The 21,404-nt window shown below is 32.3% G+C and carries 20 protein-coding genes; 9 read left to right on the top strand and 11 right to left on the bottom strand.

Annotated features, from left to right (window positions below; translation table 11 throughout):
- Positions 1-5: 5 nt before the first annotated feature.
- Entirely contained in the window at positions 6-1,295 is a 1,290-nt protein-coding gene (locus FC091_RS09805; protein ID WP_138434099.1) for a glycosyltransferase family protein, read from the top strand.
- Positions 1,296-1,331: 36 nt separating this feature from the next.
- Complete coding sequence (locus FC091_RS09800) at positions 1,332-2,789, top strand: oligosaccharide flippase family protein (RefSeq protein ID WP_138434098.1); 1,458 nt, start codon at positions 1,332-1,334, stop codon at positions 2,787-2,789.
- Between the two features lie 94 nt (positions 2,790-2,883).
- Here FC091_RS09800 and FC091_RS09795 read toward each other — a convergent pair whose 3' ends face one another.
- On the bottom strand, positions 2,884-4,179 hold the full coding sequence (locus FC091_RS09795; RefSeq protein ID WP_138434097.1) for a hypothetical protein: 1,296 nt from the start codon (positions 4,177-4,179) through the stop codon (positions 2,884-2,886).
- A gap of 161 nt (positions 4,180-4,340) precedes the next feature.
- On the bottom strand, positions 4,341-4,994 hold the full coding sequence (locus FC091_RS09790) for a hypothetical protein (protein ID WP_138434096.1): 654 nt from the start codon (positions 4,992-4,994) through the stop codon (positions 4,341-4,343).
- 213 nt (positions 4,995-5,207) lie between these two features.
- On the opposite strand from FC091_RS09790, the gene FC091_RS09785 reads away from it, so the two are divergent.
- Entirely contained in the window at positions 5,208-6,269 is a 1,062-nt protein-coding gene (locus FC091_RS09785) for a DUF3667 domain-containing protein (RefSeq protein ID WP_138434095.1), read from the top strand.
- Between the two features lie 4 nt (positions 6,270-6,273).
- Here FC091_RS09785 and uvrA read toward each other — a convergent pair whose 3' ends face one another.
- Entirely contained in the window at positions 6,274-9,063 is a 2,790-nt protein-coding gene (gene uvrA / locus FC091_RS09780; protein ID WP_138434094.1) for an excinuclease ABC subunit UvrA, read from the bottom strand.
- Positions 9,064-9,295: 232 nt separating this feature from the next.
- On the opposite strand from uvrA, the gene FC091_RS09775 reads away from it, so the two are divergent.
- A complete protein-coding gene (locus FC091_RS09775; protein ID WP_138434093.1) occupies positions 9,296-9,880 on the top strand; it encodes an RNA polymerase sigma factor in 585 nt (194 codons plus the stop codon).
- A gap of 57 nt (positions 9,881-9,937) precedes the next feature.
- Complete coding sequence (locus tag FC091_RS15220) at positions 9,938-10,084, top strand: hypothetical protein (RefSeq protein WP_171032501.1); 147 nt, start codon at positions 9,938-9,940, stop codon at positions 10,082-10,084.
- Between the two features lie 25 nt (positions 10,085-10,109).
- Here FC091_RS15220 and FC091_RS09770 read toward each other — a convergent pair whose 3' ends face one another.
- Together FC091_RS09770 and FC091_RS09765 are read right to left on the bottom strand one after the other, a co-directional pair.
- A complete protein-coding gene (locus FC091_RS09770; RefSeq protein ID WP_138434092.1) occupies positions 10,110-10,661 on the bottom strand; it encodes a hypothetical protein in 552 nt (183 codons plus the stop codon).
- A 48-nt stretch (positions 10,662-10,709) separates the two neighbouring features.
- Positions 10,710-11,366, bottom strand: coding sequence for an endonuclease III domain-containing protein (locus FC091_RS09765; protein ID WP_138434091.1), 657 nt, complete (start codon positions 11,364-11,366; stop codon positions 10,710-10,712).
- A 206-nt stretch (positions 11,367-11,572) separates the two neighbouring features.
- Here FC091_RS09765 and FC091_RS09760 point away from each other — a divergent pair, with 206 nt between their 5' ends.
- A complete protein-coding gene (locus FC091_RS09760; RefSeq protein WP_138434090.1) occupies positions 11,573-12,688 on the top strand; it encodes a glycosyltransferase family 4 protein in 1,116 nt (371 codons plus the stop codon).
- A gap of 80 nt (positions 12,689-12,768) precedes the next feature.
- A complete protein-coding gene (gene bcp / locus FC091_RS09755) occupies positions 12,769-13,224 on the top strand; it encodes a thioredoxin-dependent thiol peroxidase (RefSeq protein WP_138434089.1) in 456 nt (151 codons plus the stop codon).
- Between the two features lie 68 nt (positions 13,225-13,292).
- Here the strand turns inward: bcp and FC091_RS09750 are convergent, their stop codons facing one another.
- Positions 13,293-14,744, bottom strand: coding sequence for a TonB-dependent receptor (locus tag FC091_RS09750; protein WP_138434088.1), 1,452 nt, complete (start codon positions 14,742-14,744; stop codon positions 13,293-13,295).
- A gap of 92 nt (positions 14,745-14,836) precedes the next feature.
- Here FC091_RS09750 and FC091_RS09745 point away from each other — a divergent pair, with 92 nt between their 5' ends.
- Entirely contained in the window at positions 14,837-15,598 is a 762-nt protein-coding gene (locus tag FC091_RS09745) for an MBL fold metallo-hydrolase (RefSeq protein ID WP_138434087.1), read from the top strand.
- A gap of 9 nt (positions 15,599-15,607) precedes the next feature.
- Positions 15,608-16,114, top strand: a complete 507-nt coding sequence (locus tag FC091_RS09740) for a hydrolase (RefSeq protein WP_246035858.1) — start codon at positions 15,608-15,610, stop codon at positions 16,112-16,114.
- On the opposite strand, the gene FC091_RS09735 is transcribed toward FC091_RS09740, so the two are convergent.
- The 5 genes from FC091_RS09735 to FC091_RS09715 all read right to left on the bottom strand — a co-directional run bounded on the left by FC091_RS09735 (position 16,111) and on the right by FC091_RS09715 (position 21,346).
- Positions 16,111-16,755, bottom strand: a complete 645-nt coding sequence (locus tag FC091_RS09735) for an alpha/beta hydrolase (protein ID WP_138434086.1) — start codon at positions 16,753-16,755, stop codon at positions 16,111-16,113. The two genes, FC091_RS09740 and FC091_RS09735, sit on opposite strands and share 4 nt — an antisense overlap.
- A gap of 2 nt (positions 16,756-16,757) precedes the next feature.
- Positions 16,758-17,090, bottom strand: coding sequence for a hypothetical protein (locus FC091_RS09730; protein WP_138434085.1), 333 nt, complete (start codon positions 17,088-17,090; stop codon positions 16,758-16,760).
- On the bottom strand, positions 17,090-18,343 hold the full coding sequence (locus FC091_RS09725) for a dihydroorotase (RefSeq protein ID WP_138434084.1): 1,254 nt from the start codon (positions 18,341-18,343) through the stop codon (positions 17,090-17,092). Before FC091_RS09725 ends, FC091_RS09730 begins: the two co-directional genes overlap by 1 nt.
- Entirely contained in the window at positions 18,340-20,265 is a 1,926-nt protein-coding gene (locus tag FC091_RS09720) for a BatA domain-containing protein (RefSeq protein ID WP_138434083.1), read from the bottom strand. The genes FC091_RS09725 and FC091_RS09720 overlap by 4 nt, the downstream gene beginning before the upstream one ends.
- 73 nt (positions 20,266-20,338) lie before the next feature.
- Complete coding sequence (locus FC091_RS09715) at positions 20,339-21,346, bottom strand: glycosyltransferase family 2 protein (protein ID WP_138434082.1); 1,008 nt, start codon at positions 21,344-21,346, stop codon at positions 20,339-20,341.
- Positions 21,347-21,404: the final 58 nt, after the last annotated feature.

The following is a 21,404-nucleotide window of genomic DNA, read 5'->3' as shown; positions in this document are numbered from 1 at the left end:
AAATTATGAATTCTAAAAAAGTACTCATAATTGCATACTATTGGCCACCAGCTGGAGGGCCAGGCGTACAGCGTTGGCTAAAATTTGTAAAATACTTACCTGAGTTTGATATAGAACCCATTGTATATTGTCCTCAAAATCCTAATTACCCTATAGTTGATGAGAGTCTGTTAAATGAAATTCCAAAGGACGTTACAATCATAAAACAGCCCATTAAAGAGCCATACCAATTGGCAAGTTTCTTATCTAAAAAGAGCTCTAAAAAAATTAGTTCTGGTGTTATTCCGAAGGCTAAAAAGCAATCTTTTGTAGAAAAAATGATGCTGTATGTGCGTGGTAATTTCTTTATTCCAGATGCGCGTAAAAATTGGATTCAACCATCGGTTGCGTTTCTTTCAAATTATATTAGGAAGAATAGTGTTAACACATTAATCACTACTGGACCACCTCATAGCATGCATGTTATAGGTTTAATATTAAAACAAAGCTTGAATATTAAATGGATAACAGATTTTAGAGATCCATGGACTACGATAGGTTATCACAAAGCCTTGAAACTTACAAAATCATCGCAGCAAAAACATATTGAATTAGAAACAGAGGTTTTAAATTCTGCTGATGAAATTGTTGTTACCAGCAACCATACTAAAAATGAGTTTGAAACAAAAACCAACAAACCTATTTCGGTTATAACTAATGGTTACGATACTCATTCGGTTAGAGTGGAAGAGAAGGACGTAAAATTCACGTTGTCTCATATTGGCTCTTTGTTATCGGATCGAAATCCAAAAGTTTTATGGGAGGTTTTGTCTGAACTCATCTCTGAAAACGAATCGTTTTCAAAAGCATTTCAATTAAACCTTATTGGTGTTGTAAGTGATGATGTATTAGAGTCTATTCACAATTCTGGACTTAAAAATCATACAAATATCGTAGGTTATGTTAGTCATGATGATGCTATAAAATTTCAAATGCAATCACGCTTATTGTTGTTGATAGAAATAGATTCAGAAGACACTAAAGCCATTATTCCTGGTAAATTATTTGAATATTTAATTTCGGAAACACCAATACTTGCCATTGGTCCAGATGATTCTGATGTGCAACAGATTATAACTAAAACTAATACTGGTGTATATTTTAATTATAATCAGAAAGAAAAATTAAAGATTCAAATATTAGAGTATTTTGAAGCCTATCAAAAAAATAGCCTCAATGTAAATGCTATTGGTCTTCAGCCATACAGTAGAAAAGCATTAACAGAACGTTTGAGTGCTATTATAAAAGCGATGTAATCTTCAAGTTAATATCATAAGTTGTATTTTGCGGTAATGGGAATCGTATTAAATCAATCATTTAAAAATACTATTAGTACTTACATAGGTTTTGGTATTGGTGCTATAAACACGCTTTTTCTTTACACTAACTTTTTAACCGATGCGTATTATGGTTTGGTTGCGTTTTTGCTATCTGCAGCCAATATTATGATGCCTTTTATGGCTTTTGGAGTACATAATGCCATTATTAAATACTATTCTACTTTCAAAACACAAAATAGCATAAATAGTTTTTTAACCTTAATGCTGTTTTTACCATTTGTCTTTATAATTCCGGCTGTAATCATTGGTTGGTTGTCTTATGAGAGTCTTTCAAGTCTACTTTCAAGAGAAAATAATATTGCAGGAAATTACCTTTGGCATATTTTCATATTAGCTGTAGCCATGGCTTATTTCGAGATATTCTTTGCATGGTCAAAGGTTCAACTAAAAACTGTTTTTGGCAATGTAATGAAAGAAATTTTTCATCGTGTGGCAATAATGATTTTACTTATTTTGGTATATCTAGAATGGTTAACAGCAGATCAATTTATATTGGCTTTAGTCGTCGTTTATGTGTTACGTATGATGATTATGAAATTGTATGCCTGCACAGTAAGATTTCCAAAGTTAAAGTTTCAAAAAATCAAAGGTCTGTCGGCAATCATAGAGTATTCAATTTTAATGATAGTGGCTGGCTCTGTAGCCATGCTTATTTTAGATATAGATAAGTTTATGATTGGTCTAATGTTAGAAAACATTGAAGAAGTGGCCTATTATAGTGTGGCTATTTTTATTGCGACGGTTATTGCTGTACCACAACGGTCTATGCATCAAATCATGATGCCTCTAACGGCAAAATATCTCAATGAAAAAGATATAGGTTCACTTGAAAATCTTTATAAGCGTAGCTCTATTAGTTTATTAGTTGTAAGCGGATTTATATTTCTTTTAATTATTCTGAATATCAATGAGCTCTATAAAATTCTTCCAGAAGAATTTACAGGTGGATTATTTGTGGTGCTCCTAGTAAGTCTTGCTAAGCTATATGACAATAGTTTAGGAAATAACAATGCTATTTTATTTAATAGCGATTATTATAAGATGGTTCTGTTTTTTGGTGTTTTATTAGCGGTTTTGGCTATAGTTCTCAATTTTATTTTTATTCCTGTATATGGAATAGAAGGCTCTGCATTTGCAACATTTTTAGCTGTCGTGATTTACAACACAATTAAGCTACTTTTTGTAAAACAAAAACTTAATGTTCAGCCGTTTTCTATAGCTACATTGAAAATTGGTTTGTTACTGTTAGTTATAGCTCTGGCAATGTATTTTTGGGAATTTCCATTTCACCCTGTTGTAAATATCGCACTGAAGTCTATTGTAATATTAATAGTATATTTTTTGTTAGTACTTAAGTTGAATATATCTGAAGACATATCTATGCAAATAAAAAAGTACCTAAAGCTTTAGGTACTTTTTATAAATGAGAAATCCCGTAAGGTGCTCTGAGGCATACATTATACGGGACTTCTACTAACCAACCAAAAAAATCATGTTTTATCTTTTATCCTCTAGTTCGTCTTGAGCTTGATCTGGTAGAGCTTTGGTTACTTTTTCTACTTGTGTTAGATCTTGCCGAAACTGAAGATGACTTTCTTTTGTTTTGAACTGTACTTCGTTGTCTGTTATTTTGAGAACTACTTCTACTATATGTACGAGAATTAGTGCTATTTGGTTTTGATATCGAAGTGTTTTTTGTTCGCTTCACTTTATTAGACACAGAACTATTGCTTCTAGTCACATTATTTCTAGAATTTGTACTTCTAGAGATACTATTAGAGCGTGTAGACCTTGTAGGTGATGACACTCTTGTATTAGATCTTGTAGTTCTAATGCTTCTACTATCGTTGTTGCTTCTTGTACTTGGCGAAGATATACGATTCGTAGAACGTGTTCCAGAGCTGTTATTATCTCTTGTAACACTACGTGATGTACCAGCTTCAGAATTACGAGATGTTGTGCTTCTAGTTGTGCGTGTTGTAGTACTTCTAGTTGTACGTGTTGTATTTTGTTCAGCTAAACGTGTAGTACGCGTTCTAGTGATTTCAGCATTTCTTCTGGTAACCGTTCTTTGTATTGTACGCTCACTTCTGTTTCTAGGTGTTTGCGCATAACTATTACTACTGTTTCGTCTCACAACCTGAGTATTTCCTCGTCTACCAACATTAACATTATAGTATCTAACATTGTTTCTATAAGGTCTGTACCAAATATGTCTTACAGGTGAATAAAACTGTCTGTACGGATTTACATTTACTACACAGAAGTTTACTGGTGGAATAATGTAGAATCTGTGCCATGGTCTGTAAATATAAGCTCTGTTGTATATATTGATAAACCCATCGTACCTCCAAAATACATTGTTTCTGTAATACACATTTAATCCACCTATTCTATTGATTCTGTTAAAACTGTTATAGGTGATGAAAATATCTCCGATTTGGTTTACCCTTCCGTAAAAATCATAGAAGATTGGTGTATTTTCAATTTGAATAATGGCACCAAAGCTATCGTATTGTACATATGGGTTGTAGTTAAACCCTGAGTTAAAGCTAAGCGTAAAACCTGGTGTATCAATACCAACATTTACATCTGGCCCATATTGTGGAATGTAAAAGTCGAACTGACCATCTCGGTAAACAGAAAACTCAATACCACCTTCTGTAAATATGAAAGAATTACTATAACCTCTCACATAGTTATTTGTTGAAGCATCAGCCTCTGATGTTGTTGTGGTGGTTGCGAATGCAGCTGTGGAAAAAGCCACTAAACTTGCAAATAAAAATAGAATCCGTTTCATAATAAAGGGTTTTAAATTAAACTCGTTATGTACAAAACAAACAGTGTGCCAAAAAACTTAATATATTGATATTTAGTTCTTTATTAAAAAATATAAAAACCCTGAATTACTTGGGGAAATATTCAGGGTTTAGAAACCATTAGATTAATTGTAATGGTTTATTATGCTTTAATCTTTATTTGCTTTTTTACCTTGCCGTTCTTTCGGTAATAGTAAAATTCATTATCATTCCAATCATTGTTCCAATCATCTCCATAAGTATAAGGGTAATGATGATCTGACTCATGTATACCGTTTCCAATATTATTATGATTTACAAAACCTCTGGTTCCGATGACCGTACCATATCTGTTATAAAGAATTCTTAGTCCACCAACTTGTTTCAGTTGTCCACGTCTATAAGTCATATATACTGTACCTGCACGTTTTATTCTTCCTTGTCTGTCGTAGTTAATAAACACGTTACCAATTCGTCTTACTCTGCCCAATCGGTCATGTGTAACTATAACACCTCTAGTATGATATTGACTTGTGTTTGGGGCACCATAGGTACTGTTTGTACTTCGTCTATTTCGTCTGTAATAGAAATCGTCATTACCAGGATTAGTGGTTAATACTTCGGTATTAAAATCAAAGCTTCCGTCTGGAAAGATTAAAAATTCCACACCTCGCTCTACAAACGAAATAGGCTGTGTAAAACCAAAACGATTAGTTTTTAAATCTTCCCCATTTAAAACAGCATCTCCTGCTGTTGTTGCTGTGGCAGATGTTAGTCCTACTAACACCATTGCCATAAAAAGTAATTTACTTTTCATAATGTATAGGTTTTTAAGATTTACCCAATTCTAGCTTATCTAGAATTTTAGGGTCTAATGCTTTAGAAAATCCAATTAACGTGCCAAGATTTCAAAAGTTTGTTATTCAGTGTTTTAGATGTTATATAATTATGTCTTTTCTTAAATAACTGGAAATGAAAAAAAGGATAGTATTATAAAAATGATTACTTTTAGTGAAGCTAACTAACACTTATGAGTGCCAACCTAGATACTTGTCAAAATTGTGAACAGCAATATGAAAAGGGTTTTAAGTTTTGTCCGCATTGTGGACAAAAAACTAATGACGAACTTACCCTTGGAGTACTGTTTTATAACACCATAAGTAATTACTTTTCTTTTGATGCTCGGTTTTTAAAAAGTTTTATTCCTTTAATGTTTAGGCCAGGTTATTTGGCTAAAGAGTTCATAAGAGGAAAACGTTTGTTGTATTTGCATCCTGCACAGATGTATCTGTTTATCTCGGTTGTTTTCTTTTTTATTTTTTCTTTTACAGCCCGAAAACAAAGCGATGTTATAAATAAAGAACTAAAAAAGACATTTGATAAAGAAATAACAGAGATAAACGATTCTATCGAAGCCAAAAAGAATGAATCTATAAATGATGCTAATGATAAAGAAACTCTAGAAATAAATAAAGCTCTAGTCGAAGTGACTAGTGAGGAAGTCGATTCTATTAAAAGAACTAATAAAAATCAAAAGAATATAAATTCTCCATTCAACTTTAACCAAGTTGAGATAGATTCCTTGATTAATGCAAACGTTTCTGATGACGAAATATACAGGTATATGGGATTAAATGATGATGATGGTTGGTTGACAAGAAAGTTTTACGAGAAGAGTCTAAAGTTTTACAAATCTAGAGAAGGTGGTAATATTTTAAGAGCTTTTTACGATACAATACCTATTGCCATGTTTTTCCTTTTACCGCTTTTTGCACTGTTTATTAAACTATTATATTTTCGTAAAGGTCCATATGCCCATCATTTGGTTTTTAGTTTTTACTTTTTCTCGTTTTTATTTATGGTATTCAGTATAATTTTTGGAATCAATTATATCTGGGACATACCTGATGGAATTGATTGGCTCATTGCATTATCTACATTTGTTTATCTTATGGTCGCTTTAAAACGTTTCTATGACCAAGGATGGTTTATAACTTGGTTTAAATGTAGCGTTGCCACATTTACTTTTCTCGCCTTTGTGACACCTCTTGCAGCGACATTCTTGTTTTTATTTGCTTTCTTAGTCTATTAAAAAACTAGAGTTTTTCGCGCAAATATTCGCCTGTTACAGAATTTTTGTTAGAAACTATTGCTTCTGGAGTGCCAAAAGCTACTAGTTGTCCACCTTGTTTTCCACCTTCAGGTCCTAAGTCTATGATGTGGTCAGCACACTTTATAAGATCTATATTGTGCTCAATAACTATGATTGAATGGCCTTTTGCTATTAATGCTCTAAAAGATTTTAATAACTTCTGAATATCGTGAAAATGCAATCCTGTAGTTGGCTCATCAAAAATAAAAAGGGCATTGTCGCTTTTACTGCCTTTACCTAAAAATGTTGCTAATTTTATACGCTGAGCTTCACCACCAGAAAGGGTAGAAGAGGACTGACCTAAGGTAACATAACCTAGACCAACATCTTGTAGCGGCTTTAATTTGCCCTGTATTTTAGTTTCGTTGTGTGATTGAAAGAATGCAATAGCATCATCAATAGTCATATTTAAAATATCATCGATTGATTTTCCTTCAAACTGAACTTCTAACACTTCTTTCTTAAAACGTTTACCGCCACAAGTATCACAAGTAAGGTGCACATCTGCCATAAACTGCATTTCAATAGTTACTTCACCCTCACCTTTACAGGTTTCGCATCGTCCACCATCAACATTAAAACTAAAATGCTTGGCTTTGTAATTTCTTATTTTGCTTAGTTTTTGCGAGGCATATAGTGCTCTAATATCATCGTAGGCCTTAACGTAAGTTACAGGATTTGAGCGCGACGAACGACCAATAGGGTTTTGGTCAACAAATTCTACATGTTTTATGTTGCTGAAATTTCCTTTCATTTCACTAAACTGACCAGCTTTATCACTAAAGCCTGTGAGTTTCTTTTGTATTGAAGGAAACAGAATTTTCTTTACCAACGTACTTTTACCACTACCCGAAACACCTGTAATAACTGTGAGCATTTCAAGAGGAAAAGTAACATCAATATTTTTTAAGTTATTTTCTCTGGCTCCAACAATATCTATATGATATTTGGATGTTTTACGCTTTTCAGGAACTTTAATTTCTAACTGTCCATTGAGATATTGTGCTGTTAATGAGTCTGAAGTTAAAATGTCTTTAAACGTTCCTGTAGCTACAACTTCACCACCAAACGTTCCTGCTTCAGGACCAATGTCAATGATTTCGTCAGCAGCTTTCATAATGTCTTCATCGTGTTCTACTACAATTACGGTATTACCAAGATCACGCAAGGCTTTTAAAACATTGATTAAGCGTTCGGTATCTTTAGGATGTAAGCCAATACTCGGTTCATCGAGTATGTACATAGAACCAACAAGGCTACTACCTAAAGAGGTTGCCAGGTTAATACGCTGGCTTTCACCTCCAGATAAGGTATTAGATCTTCGGTTTAGGGTTAGGTAGCTTAAACCTACATTAGTTAAAAATTCTAATCGTGTATTAATTTCGGTTAGTAGACGCTTAGCAATTTTTTCTTCGTATTCATTTAATTTTAAATCCTCGAAAAATACAGTCAATTCATTGAGAGGAAGGTCTACCAAATCTGTAATGGTTGCTCCATTAATCTTTACATAGTTGGCTTCTTCACGTAAGCGTTTTCCTTTACAAACATTACATTTTGTTTTTCCTCTGTAACGCGATAGCATTACACGATTCTGAATTTTATAAGCTTTGGATTCTAATTCAGCAAAGAAACTGTCTAAACCTTCAAAATATTTGTTGCCTTTCCAGATTAAATCTTTTTGCTCGTCACTCAGTTCAAAATAAGGTTTGTGTATAGGAAAATCGAATTTATGCGAGTTATTCACCAACTGATCTCTGTACCAACTCATACTTTCTCCTCGCCATGGAAAAATAGCATTTTCATAAATTGAAAGCGCTGTATTGGGTATCACCAAATCTTCATCTAAGCCTATAACATCACCATAACCTTCACATTTTGGGCACGCTCCATAAGGGTTGTTAAAACTGAACAGATGAACATTAGGTTCTAAGAACGTCATGCCATCTAATTCAAACTTATTATTAAAAACAGTTTGCATGTTGTCTTCTAAAGACTCGATAATACAAGTGCCAACACCTTCAAAAAAGGCTGTGCCAATAGCATCTGCGAGTCTGTTAAGAAAATCTTCATCGTCTTTGTAAACTATTCTATCGACTACAAGATATAAGTCGTCGGTAGATGTTGTGTTTTGTTTTAAAGCATCATCAATTCTGAGCACATCATCTTTGTACTTTATTCTTGCGTACCCTTGTTGTAGTAAGGTTTGAAGTTTATTTTCAACAGTTCTACCTTCTTCTAAAATAATAGGAGAGAGTAGAAGTAGCTTAGATCGTTCTTCGAATGTTTTTATAAACTCTATAACATCTGTAACGGTATGTTTTTTAACTTCATTACCAGAAATAGGTGAGTAGGTTCTGCCAATTCTGGCAAATAATAACTTTAAATAATCGTAGATTTCTGTCGTTGTACCAACTGTAGAGCGTGGATTTGTAGAGTTTACTTTTTGCTCTATAGCTATAGCAGGAGCTATACCTTTAATATAATCTACTTTTGGTTTGTTTAATCGACCTAAAAATTGACGTGCATAACTCGATAAACTTTCTACGTAACGACGCTGACCTTCAGCATATAAGGTGTCAAAAGCTAAGCTAGATTTTCCAGATCCTGATAGTCCAGTAATTACGACCAATTTGTTTCTGGGAATGACAACATCAATATTTTTTAAGTTATGCAGTTTTGCACCTTTTATAATGATATTTTCTTTTGGGTTAACATCTAAAACTGTAGTGTTCATAGGAATTTTGCATATATAATTTTGCAAAGATACGTTATCTATTTAAGCTGATAAAATGCGTTATTGTTAGATAAAATGTTAAAATTTGGTGTGAAATTTTGTTTTTTCGGAATGATTGTTGTTATATTTACCACATAATTATTTAAAAAAACAACTGCGTATAGCATAATATTACTTTATAAAATTTAACCCCTTGCACAGAAGTTCGCTTCTGGCTACTAAGAGTAATATTATGAAAAAAGAACTTATCCAAGACGCAGAGTTGGTCAGCAACTATATTAGAGGAGACGAAAGTGCACTTTCGGTATTGATAGAAAGGCACAAGCAGAAAATCTATAGTTTTATTTATTCCAAAGTTTACGATAGAGATATTACTGAAGACATTTTTCAGGATACCTTTATCAAAGTCATTAGAACTTTAAAACGAGGAAAATATAACGAAGAAGGAAAGTTTTTACCATGGCTAATGCGAATTGCTCACAACCTTGTAATTGATCATTTTAGAAAAAACAGTCGTATGCCTAAGTTTGATAATACAGGTGAGTTTAGTATTTTTTCTGTGTTAAGCGATTCTAGTCTCAATGCTGAAAAAAGTATGATCAAAGATCAGGTAGAGTCAGATGTTAGACGTGTTATCGAAGAATTACCTGAAGATCAAAAGCAAGTACTTTTAATGCGTATGTACCAAGATATGAGCTTTAAAGAAATATCTGAGCGTACAGGTGTAAGTATTAATACTGCACTAGGAAGAATGCGTTATGCACTTATTAATATGCGCAAAGTAATAGAGCAGAATAATATAATTTTAACAAATTAATACAATAAAGTGTTTTTAGTTGCGTTTTAGCCATATAATAAACCTAAAATTGGTAATATGGCAAACATTTACTTTAACGCTTCCCCAAAAAAGAATAATAACCTAAAACCAAAAGATGAAACGATAAGTTTCCTTTTGAATTACTCAAAGGCTTTAAGTGTTATACATTATAATAAATTGAAGTTTGAAGCACTTCAGAATTAAGTTGGAAGAAATCCTGATTGAAAAATCAGGATTTTTTTGTGAATAATAATTCTTCGTAGTTATGAGTTTTAAGATATTCCTGTTGCATATCTTTTAAATATTGAAGCACTTCTGTTTTGTTAGGATGTTTGTCTAGTAAGCAGTTTTTTAAATTTTCGTCATAAACTGTAATAACGATATACCAATGCCCTTTTCTGCTAGAATAATTTTTTTCAAAAGCTGTAACGCCTAGTTTTTCATCTAGAACTAAATCTGTAACCACCAGACCAACATTTGCTGTTTGGTCTGTTCGCTCTACTTCATGATAGGTAAAGAAGTAGGTTTTATCATTAATTTGAATAGGTGAATTTAGCCCAACATCATTATGGTTAAGACTATATTTAGTATTTATGTAATTATAAAATTCATCAGCATCTTTAGGATCTTTAAAAATAAATGAAGTTTCTTTAGCAAGTTTTCTCTGAAACTTTTTAGCTTTCATTACCTTGTAATCTTCATTTTTAAATCTAGGCGCAATTTTATAGGGTATACAAGATGATAATAGTAATGAAATTAAGATTATTGAAGCTCTTTTCATTGATTGATAGTTTCCTGAAAAATCATCAATAATTATACCAACTAACAACTATCTTTTCTTTTTATAATAATCATTTAAAACCGATTTTCTGCCAATAGTTTTTGTGATGATATCCTTTTCTAAATCCCAACCACGAGCAGGTGAATATTCTCTACCATACCAAATAATTTGAAGATGAAGGTCGTTCCATAACTCTTTAGGAAATAAACGTTTAGCGTCTTTTTCGGTTTGAACTACGTTTTTACCATTGGTTAAATTCCAACGATACATTAATCGATGAATGTGTGTATCTACAGGAAACGCGGGTATTCCAAAGGCTTGTGATAATACTACAGCAGCCGTTTTATGACCAACTGCAGGTAAAGCTTCAAGTTCTTCGTAAGTTTGAGGGACCTCACCGTTGTGTTTATCAATAAGAATTTGAGATAACCCGTAAATGCCTTTACTTTTCATAGGCGATAAGCCAACAGGTTTTATAATCTCTCTAATTTCTTCTACACTAAGTTTTACCATATCGTAAGGATTATCGGCTCTTTCAAACAAAAGCGGTGTAATTTGATTAACGCGTACATCTGTACTTTGTGCAGACATAAGTACAGCTATTAATAAAGTATATGGATCTTTATGGTCTAAAGGTATTGGAATTTCAGGATAAAGTTTGTTCAATGTTTTTATAACAAAATCTACCTTTTCTTGTTTAGTCATTAGTAATTGGGTTAAGAATAACAAATTTAAATAAATTGGTTTTGAAATCTTATAAAAACGAAAGATTAGAAAGTACTTTTTTGCAATGAAATAACCCAGTTAATCCTTAATATTTCACTCTTTAACAAGTAATTAGATTATTATTTTGATGGCAAAATCAAAATCTTAAAATTTAATTGCAATTAGTTGAATATTGAATAATTAAAGTGAAGCTAGCCTATATCGTAAATAAAATCAATGGTACATCTGGTATTCAAAGGATGGTTACATTTCAGATTAACTATTTTATAAAGAATTACTATTATAACGTTGATTTAATTCTTTTGAATCAGAATAAAAACGAGGAAAAAAGCTTTTACGAAATTGATGGTGCTGTCGATTTTCATTTTCTAAAATCTTCTTCAAGCATTGTCAAATACTATTACAATAAGATAGTAGCTATTAATAAAGCCTTTAAAACTATAAATCCTGATATAGTAATGGTTTGCGAAAGTGATATCTTCAATTTGTATTTACCATTATTTTTAAAAGGTAAGTATAAAATGATTTACCAAAGACATGATCTAAAAGCGTTAAATCTAATAACAGGAAGAAAATCACTAAAAGCAAAAGTTAAAAACCAGATAAAGAAACTTTTCCTCAAGGGTGCAGGAAAACATTATGACAAGTTTGTATTACTGTCTAAAGCACATGGTGTAGATTGGAAGGGACTAAAAAATATTCATGTTATAAGCAATCCTATTATAATTGACGCAAATGGAAATAAAGCAAACTTGGATAGCAAAGTTGTGTTAGCTGTTGGTAGGCATGATCCAATCAAAGGGTTTGATATGCTGTTGAAAAGTTGGCAAAGTGTTGTAGAACAGCATCCTGATTGGACACTAAAAATGGTAGGAAAGCATACTCATGATACTGATCTTAATATTTTAGCCAAAAAACTAAATATTTCTGAACATGTAGATTTTAAAGAGCATACTAGAGATATGTCTCATATTTATCTTGAGTCATCAATTTTTGTATGTAGTTCTAGGGTAGAAGCTTTTCCATTAGTAGTTATAGAAGCAATGTCTTTTGGTATTCCGGTTGTGTCTTTTGATTGTGATTATGGACCAAGAGAAATAATTTCAGATTCTGTTGACGGCATTCTTGTGCCACCAAATGATATTGATTTTTTAGCTGAATCAATATGTAATTTAATTGAAAATGAAAATATCCGAAGGGATATGGGAGAAAGAGCCAGTGAAAATATTAAGCGATACTCAGTAGATAAAATAATGCATCAATGGAAGTTATTATTTGAAGAAGTAACCTCAGATGACTAGTTTAACGTATTTATAACAAAATCTATCTTTTCTTGCTTGGTCAATCATTGTATTTTTACAAAAAAGAAAATTAGGCAATTATGACGCATTTAAAAGTAGGTGATAAAGCACCAGATTTTTCGGCAAAAGATCAAGATGGAAATACGATCTCATTATCAGATTATAAGGGAAAGAAGCTAGTAGTGTTCTTTTACCCAAAAGCAAGTACTCCAGGCTGTACCGCAGAGGCTTGTAATTTTAACGATAATTATGAGCGTTTTAAATCTCAAGGTTATGAAATCTTGGGTGTAAGTGCAGATAGTGCAAAACGTCAATCTAATTTTAAGAATAAGTACGGTTTTCAGTATCCTTTATTAGCAGACGAAGATAAAGCTGTCATTGAAGCATTTGGTGTTTGGGGACCAAAAAAATTTATGGGAAAAGAGTATGATGGTATCCATAGAACCACTTTTGTTATTGATGAGAACGGTGTGTTAGAAGATGTAATAACTAAGGTAAAAACAAAAGAACACACAGCTCAAATTTTGAGTGAGTAAAATTATAGAAGCATTAATAAAAAAAACGCAACCAATTTTTGGTTGCGTTTTTTTATTAAAGTAATACTTTATTTATGAATAACTTCTTCAGATTCGCACCCAAATAAGCTTTTCTCTTTAATGAGTTTAGCAACTCCCTCTGGTAACATTTCTTCCCAATCATTATCACCTTCTGAAATTTTCTTAAGTACTTTTCTTGAGAAAACAGAAAGATTAGAGGCGTCATAATCTGTAATATCAACTACTTTACCGTTATACTTAAAGAACTTGTAAAGCTCTTTCATACGTGGATGTACCTTTAAGTTTTCACTAGTAGTTAAGCTACCATCATCGTTTTGCATTGGGTAGAGATATACTCTTAAGTCCTTATAGAAAAGTTTACCAAAAGCTTCTAATATTCCTCCACTTAGATGACGATAGTATTTTTCATCAAAAATATCTACAAGATTACTCACTCCCATGGTAAGGCCCATTCTACTTTTGGTATACTGAGAGAAGTATTCAACCAATTTGTAATATTCCTGAAAATTAGAAATTAGCACGGTTTGACCCAATGAACAAAGCAATCTTGCTCTATCCATAAAATCCTGTTCGTCTATTTCGCCTTCTGCTCTAAGGTTAGATAGCGTGATTTCGAAAATTACTTGAGTATTATCCTTTTCTACCTTATTTTCCTTTATAAACATTTCATATGATTTCTCATACATGTCCATGTTTACTTTGGTTACAGGTCTAAAGCTTCCTCTAAGTGCTAAAATATTTTTCTTGTAAAGTACACGAGCAGGTAAGACATTATTCCCATCTGGTGCAAACATTACAGCGTCCGTCATTCCATTTTTAACGAGTTGTAAACTCATTAATCTATTATCTACGTCATTAAAAACTGGCCCAGAGAAGTTGATCGTATCAATTTCTAGCTGATCTTTATCTAAATGGTCGTAAAGATAGCGAAGTAATTTTCTAGGTTGATTGTATTTATAAAAAGCACCGTAAATTAAGTTAGTTCCTAATTTTCCAAGTGTTTCTTGTTGCAATCTAGCGTCATTTTCTTTAAAACGAATATGCAATACAATTTCATTATATTCTCCTTCTGGTTCTACCTGAAATTTAATACCAACCCAACCATGTCCTTTGTATTTCTTAGCAAAATCAATAGTAGCAACTGTATTTGCATATGAGAAGAAAATCTTATTAGGATTGTCGTCTCTTGGTATGCGCTGTTCCATTAAACTAACTTCGTGAATTAGCATTTTACGTAGTCTCGCTTCTGTAACATAGCGCTTATCATCTTCAATACCATAAATAGCATCACTAAAGTGTTTATCGTAGGCAGACATGGCTTTTGCAATAGTACCAGAGGCACCACCAGCTCTAAAGAATTGACGTACAGTTTCTTGTCCTGCGCCAATTTCGGCAAAAGTACCGTAAATGTCTTTATTTAGGTTAATACGTAAGGCTTTGTCTTTTAATGATGGAATATTTTCTATTTCAAAGTCGCCTTTATACGTTATTTCTTCCATGGTTATTGGGATTACTTCGTTATCGCAAAGGTATTAATTTAGTATTGCAAACAAAAAAATAACCTTATTTTTGTTCTTAAACTTAAATGCATTTGAAAGTAACATTTTTAGGCACAGGAACATCGCAAGGTATACCTATTATTGGTAGTACACATCCAGTGTGTTTAAGTAAAAATCCTAAGGATAAACGATTAAGGGTTTCAGTTTTAGTTGAGTGGGACGGTTATGTGTATGTCATAGATTGCGGGCCAGATTTTAGGCAACAAATGCTTAACGCAAATGTCTCAAAAATAGATGGCATTGTTTTTACGCACGAGCACGCTGACCATACTATGGGTTTGGATGATATTAGGCCTTTTTTCTTTAAACAAGGCGATATCGATTTGTATGCTCATAAGCGTGTATTTAAGGCTCTTAAAAAACGCTTTGATTACATTTTTACCTCAAAGGAAAAGTATCCAGGTGTACCAAGTGTAACTTCGCATACCATAAAAAATAAACCATTTAAGCTTGGTAATTTAAAAGTTACTCCAATAGATGGATTACATTATAAATTACAGGTTTTTGGTTTTAGGTTTAAGGATTTTGCCTATCTCACAGATATGAAGACGGTTGCAGATGAAGAAATTGATAAGCTAAAAAGTCTTGAAGTTTTAGTAATAAATGCACTTAGGGAAGAACCACACATGTCTCATTTTAATCTTGAAGAAGCATTAAATTTTATTAATAAAGTAAAACCTAAACGTGCCTATTTAACGCATATTAGTCACCACATGGGTTTTCATGATGAGGTACAACAAAAATTGCCAGAGAACGTTTTTTTAGCGTATGATAATCTACAAATCACCATTTAAAATATAGATATGAAGAATAGAATTTTTATGTACTTGTTTATTTTTTCGGCATTAGCATTCATATTTCAATATGTGAATTCTAAGAATATTTTAGACAAATATGAAAAGGACATAAAGACTTTTAAAAATACCATAGCAACTCAAGAAAAGACAATTACTGAGCTAGAAGATCAAAATTTTGAGCTTAATTATTTTAATATTGACAGAAATGACAATGCTTTAGATTACTTTGTAGCTCAAGGCTATGATACGGATGAATTGATAAACGCTATTAGAGAAGGCCTTTATAATATGAACGATTATGAAGGGGAAGAGCATCCTATTGTGCCATTTGTGTCCATGACTGGTTCTAAATTGCTAATCAACAAAATAAGAATTGTAAATCACAAATGGATTTTAGCCAACTTTACGGACGGCGAATATTGGGGAGAAATCTTTGTAAAATACGATATAGACGAAAACAATGACTTAAAGTATACTTTGGTAGAATACTTTATGTATCCTAAAATAGGCTAGAGGTATTGCTTTAACCAGTCTTTAAAATCATAAAAGTTTTGAGGTGCAACTCCGTGTCCTACAGGATATTCTTTATAAATATGATTTATATTTAACGCCTTTAGATATTCTGGTGTTTTTCTTGCCCATTCTACGGGTATTACCTGATCTACATAACCATGAGAACTAAAAATATTTAAGTGAGAAACTTTGTCTTTGTCAATCTTTTCAGGCAAAATTTCTTCATTTAGATAACCACTAAGCGCTACGATGTTTTTTAGTTTTTCAGGATAATTCATTGCTACAGATAAGCTTAAAATAGTTCCTTGACTAAACCCTAAAAGCGTTACGTTATCTTTGTTAACAGAATAAGTGTCACAAGCATAATCTATAAAATTGGCAATTAAATCTACCGATTGTCTAGCTTGTACATTATCGCTCCATTTTCCTTTTTCGGCATCAAAGTTTATGGCATACCATGCATTTCCATAGGGTTGCATAGCATAAGGTGCTCTTAGAGAAATAATGAATAACTCTTCAGGAAGCTCTGAAGCAAAAGAAAATAAATCGTTTTCATCGCTTCCGTATCCATGACACATTATTAATAAAGGCGCATTGTTAGATAAAGAACTAGGCTTTTTTATATAGTGAAGGTTTGTCATGGTTATTGACCAATATTTTTAAAGAAATTTTGAAAAAAATCACCGAGTAGTGGAATCTTGTTGGTTTTGCCTGTAATAGCTCCATAGATACCATAGAGGTACAATACCGAAAAGAACAACCAAAAGGCACCACTAATATTCATACTATTAAAACTACTTACAACAAAAGCAATCATTATATACAACAAACCTAAGCCTAACGCTTGTCTTATATGAAAAGAGGTGAAGGGATTTTTCTTATCCTGATTCATAAAAAAGGCTATCAAAGTGCCAAATAACGTTAGATACGATACTAGTGCAAGTGTTTTGCCTTCGTCAATTATATTTTGTTTCATTATTTTAAGACAACTTTATTGTTTGAGATTACTCCGTAAACATTTCCTTTTAGCTCCATACCAAGAAATGCACTGTTCTTTGATTTTGAAGTAATGTTTTCTTTACTAAACTGGTATTTGCCATCAGGATTAAACAAGCTTAAATTAGCCATTTCACCAATATTTATTGAAGTTTCAGGTACACCAAATCTAGCTTTACCTTGGGTTAGTAAACTAACCGCTTTCTTTGTGGTAAAAACAGTTTGCAAAGCACCAAAAGCGGATTCTAAACCTATGGTTCCATATTTGGCATGATCAAACTCTACATTCTTATCCTCAATATCAATTGGGTTATGGTCTGTGGTTACCATATCTATTGTTCCGTCTTTTAATCCTTCAATTAAAGCATCACAATCGCTTTGTGTTCTTAGTGGAGGTAAAACCTTATATCTAGTGTCAAATCCCTCTAGACTATCATCTGTTAATACTAAATTGTGTATTGCTACACTACAAGTCACATTAAGTTTTTTGGCTTTAGCTTCTCTAATGAGTTCTACAGATTTAGCCGTAGATATCGTTGGTATATGTAGTTTGCCTTCGGTATATTCTAAAAGGAACAAATCTCTGGCAACTTGCAATTCTTCTGCTAAACCAGGATTTCCTTTTAAGCCTAATCGTGTACTGTTTATATTTTCGTTTACCACACCAAGACCAGAAATTTTAGACTCTTGAGGAAAAGACAAAACTAAACCATCAAAGTTACTCGCATATTGTAAAGCAATCTTTATAAGATTTGGGTTAGAAATAGGTTTCTGATAATCATAAAACGCAACTGCTCCAGCGTTTTTCATGTCAAATAACTCAGCCAAATCAGTGCTATTACTAGCTTTTGTTAAAGCACCAATAGGATAGAGGCTAGTCGCTTTGTTCTGGGCTTTTGCTTTCACCAGAGTAATATCAGCGAAACTATCGATTACTGGATTAGAATTTGCATTAAGCGCCACAGCAGTAAAACCAGATTCAGCAGCAGTTTTTAGACCGTTTTCTATGGTTTCGCGTTCTTCGTAGCCTGGTTCTCCAAAAGAAACACTGCTGTCAAACCAACCTTGAGAAACATGTAGGTTGTCTAGTTTAATTTCTTTGTAATTACCAGGATTAGAAATGCGTTTAGAAATCTTAGAAATGCGACCTTTTTCAATTAAAATATCTACTGTTTCGTTGTGAAATTCACTTTTAGAATCAACGATGGTGGCAGATTTTATGAGTGCGTTCATTTAAGATATTTTAGTAGAAGTATCTCTATTATTAAAAATACTAGCGCAAAAATAACAAACCATTTCCATAGTGCATTAATAGTTGAGCTACTTTTTATGTCGTTTATGGTTGTGGCTAAGCTATCGTTAACAGATGTATTTGCAATAGTTTTAATGTCTAAATAGTTTAGATTACTTTCTTCTCTGTTGAAATTAAAACTTAAGTTTTGAATAACTTCAGATTTGTTTTTTACTTCGTATATACCAGCATTTTCAGGATACTCTTGTGTTTCTAATACCACAGTTTTGCTGTAGGTTTTTTGTAACGGAATAATTGAATTTTCTGCATTACCCAGCGTTAAAATGTCGTCTTGACCTAAAACAGCGTTAATTGCAATTGAGTTTGATTGTCCTATAGAGTAATAGAGTTGTGGCAACTTTAAACTTTGCTTGCCAATATTGTAAAGCACAGGAACTATTAAAGGTGAATTTTTAAAGTTTGAGTTGTCATCATTTAGGGCACTCGAAAACGAATAAGTACTATTATTTCCAACTAAAAAAGCGTTGCCATCTTCATAGGATAATACACTATTAGCGTTTGAAGAAAAACTATATGAAGATTCTACTTTTGGGTACTGAAAATTACTAACTTTAGAATAAAATGCATTTGCCAAAAGTGGATGATTATAGTTAATCGTAGTGATACGTTTTTGCTGATTATTTAATGCTAAAAGTTGAGAAGCGCTTAAATTTTTAAATAACTGATTATAAGTATTTAAGTTTATTTTATTTGAAGGGATAGTTAAAATATATCCTCCGTCATTTTTAAAAGAAATAAGAGCTGTTCTTAAAGCGTCAGATATACTTTCTAACTCATTTAAAACAATTAGATTTTGATCTGGAATTAAATTGAAATTAAGACTACTTTCTTTAAAAGAATTATACTCAAATTCATCATCTGTATAGATGCGTTTTAAGAAATTATCATCAGTATTTTCGTTTATTGAAAGAACCTTAATTTTTGGTTTAGAATTAATATTAAAATAAAAGCTATTATCGTATTGCAAACTTGCATCTTCAATCACTAATCTTCCATTAATTACTGCATTGTTAGAAACCGAAAATGTAGCTTCTGAACTTTCACTTATATCAACAGCATTTTTTGCTAATAAAACATCGTCATTAAATAAGGAAACTGTTATATTCTCAATAGCTTCACCTTGATTGGATAGCTTTACATTTAAGTCTAAAGTTTCGGCATTAGAGTTAGCAACATAAACACTATCAATACTTACATTAGAAACTAAAGTTGACTTTGGTTGTACCAAACTTAAGTTAATGGTGCTGTCGGTTTCAAATGTTATTGGATTTTCCTTTTGTTGAAAATCAGAAACCAAAACAAGATTCTTTTTTGAAGCTAAATCTTTCGAAAACAGTTGCTTACCTTTAATAAAAAGCGCATCATAATTTAGTTGCGTAGGTGAGTGCTCTAATTGAATTAAATCATTTTTTAAAGCTTTTAAACTTGTGTTTCTAAAGGTTTGCGTATTAGTAAACAGACTTATTTTTTCATCCTCAGGAAAGTTGTTTATCATATCCTGAATGGCTTCATTTAGCAGACTTCCGTTTTTACCAGTCGCTTGCATACTGTATGAATTATCCAGATACACAACGGTTTCTTGTGCTTCATTAAAATCTTCAGTATTTGGTATAAATGGTTGTGCAAACGCAATAATAGCACAAGCCAATAATAACATTCTGGTAAGTAATGTTAACCACTTTTTTAATTGCGAGCTTTTACGAGTTTGAAGTTTTACAGCTTTTAGGAATTTTACGTTGGTAAATTGTACCTTCTGAAAACGACGTAACTGAAATAAGTGAATAAGTATAGGAACTATCAGTAAAAAAAGTGCGTAAAGTAATTCGGGATGTTTAAACTGCATTCCTGTTGTGGCATTATTAGTTTGTCAAATATAGAAAATGAAAAAGGATAAGTGTAATGCGCTTTTGAGAAATTTAACAAAAGAAAAAATAATCATTCATGGGCTGCATTTTTTGTTTTTCAAAAAAGCGTTTTATGTTCTTTTGTTCCTGTTCATTGGCAACCGTAATAATACTTTGCGGATGATTGAGTTGTTCTAAATATTTAAAATTTAACAGTTTTTGTCCATAAACATCTTTACCTATTTTCTTTTTGTTATTGCAAATCCAGTAAAACGAAATATCATTTTCAATTAAGAGCTTAGCTATAGTTTTTCCTTTTTTTCCTGCGCCCCAAACAACCAAAGGCCTTTTTGGTGTATAATCCAATTCTAAGAAGTAATGTACTTTAATATCCAAAAAGTAATTTATCGCATAATGCTCGTGCGTTCTGGACGTTCGTGTACTGTAATCGCGCCAATAGAGTAGTACCTTATCGCAAGGAATACATTTATATTTTGCCCTGTAAAACCGAAACGTTAAATCATAATCTTCAGGATAACGATTAGGCTCAAAACCTTCACAAGCTATAAAATCATCACGATGTAGCATCCAGCAAGGTGAAGGGATTACACATTCTTTGTAAATTTCAGAATAGTTATTGCCTTTTTCGGTAAGTTCATTAAGCCAACGTTCGTAGCGTGCATAACCATTGCTAATGCCGTCAGTTCTAAAATACTTTACTTGCCCAACCGCAAGATGATATTTTCCGTGTTTTAAAAGACTGTTCAGCATTACTTCAAGTCTGTTTTTGGTCATTATATCATCGCTATCCATTCTGGTGATATAAGAGCCTTTACAGTTTTTAAAAGCAGTTTGTAATGCAGAAATTATACCTTCATGTCTATTGTTGTATAATTGAATTCGGTCGTCATTTTCTGAAAATTTTTCAACAATAGTATAAGACGCATCATCAGAATGATCATTTACAAAAATAGCTTCCCAATTGGTATAAGTCTGATTAATTATAGAAGTAACACATTCAGAAATAAAGGCTTCGGTATTTTTAAAAGGAATTAAAATGCTGATTAATGGCTGAGACATGCTACGAATTTAACAAAACCTTTAGATTTATAGTAGTAACAGATTGTAGTTTTGTGCG

This window comes from Winogradskyella algicola, assembly GCF_005869935.1.
In the GTDB taxonomy this organism is placed as follows: Bacteria; Bacteroidota; Bacteroidia; order Flavobacteriales; family Flavobacteriaceae; genus Winogradskyella; species Winogradskyella algicola.
The sequence above is the reverse complement of the archived record's forward strand: the minus strand, read 5'-3'. Positions and strand labels throughout refer to the sequence as shown.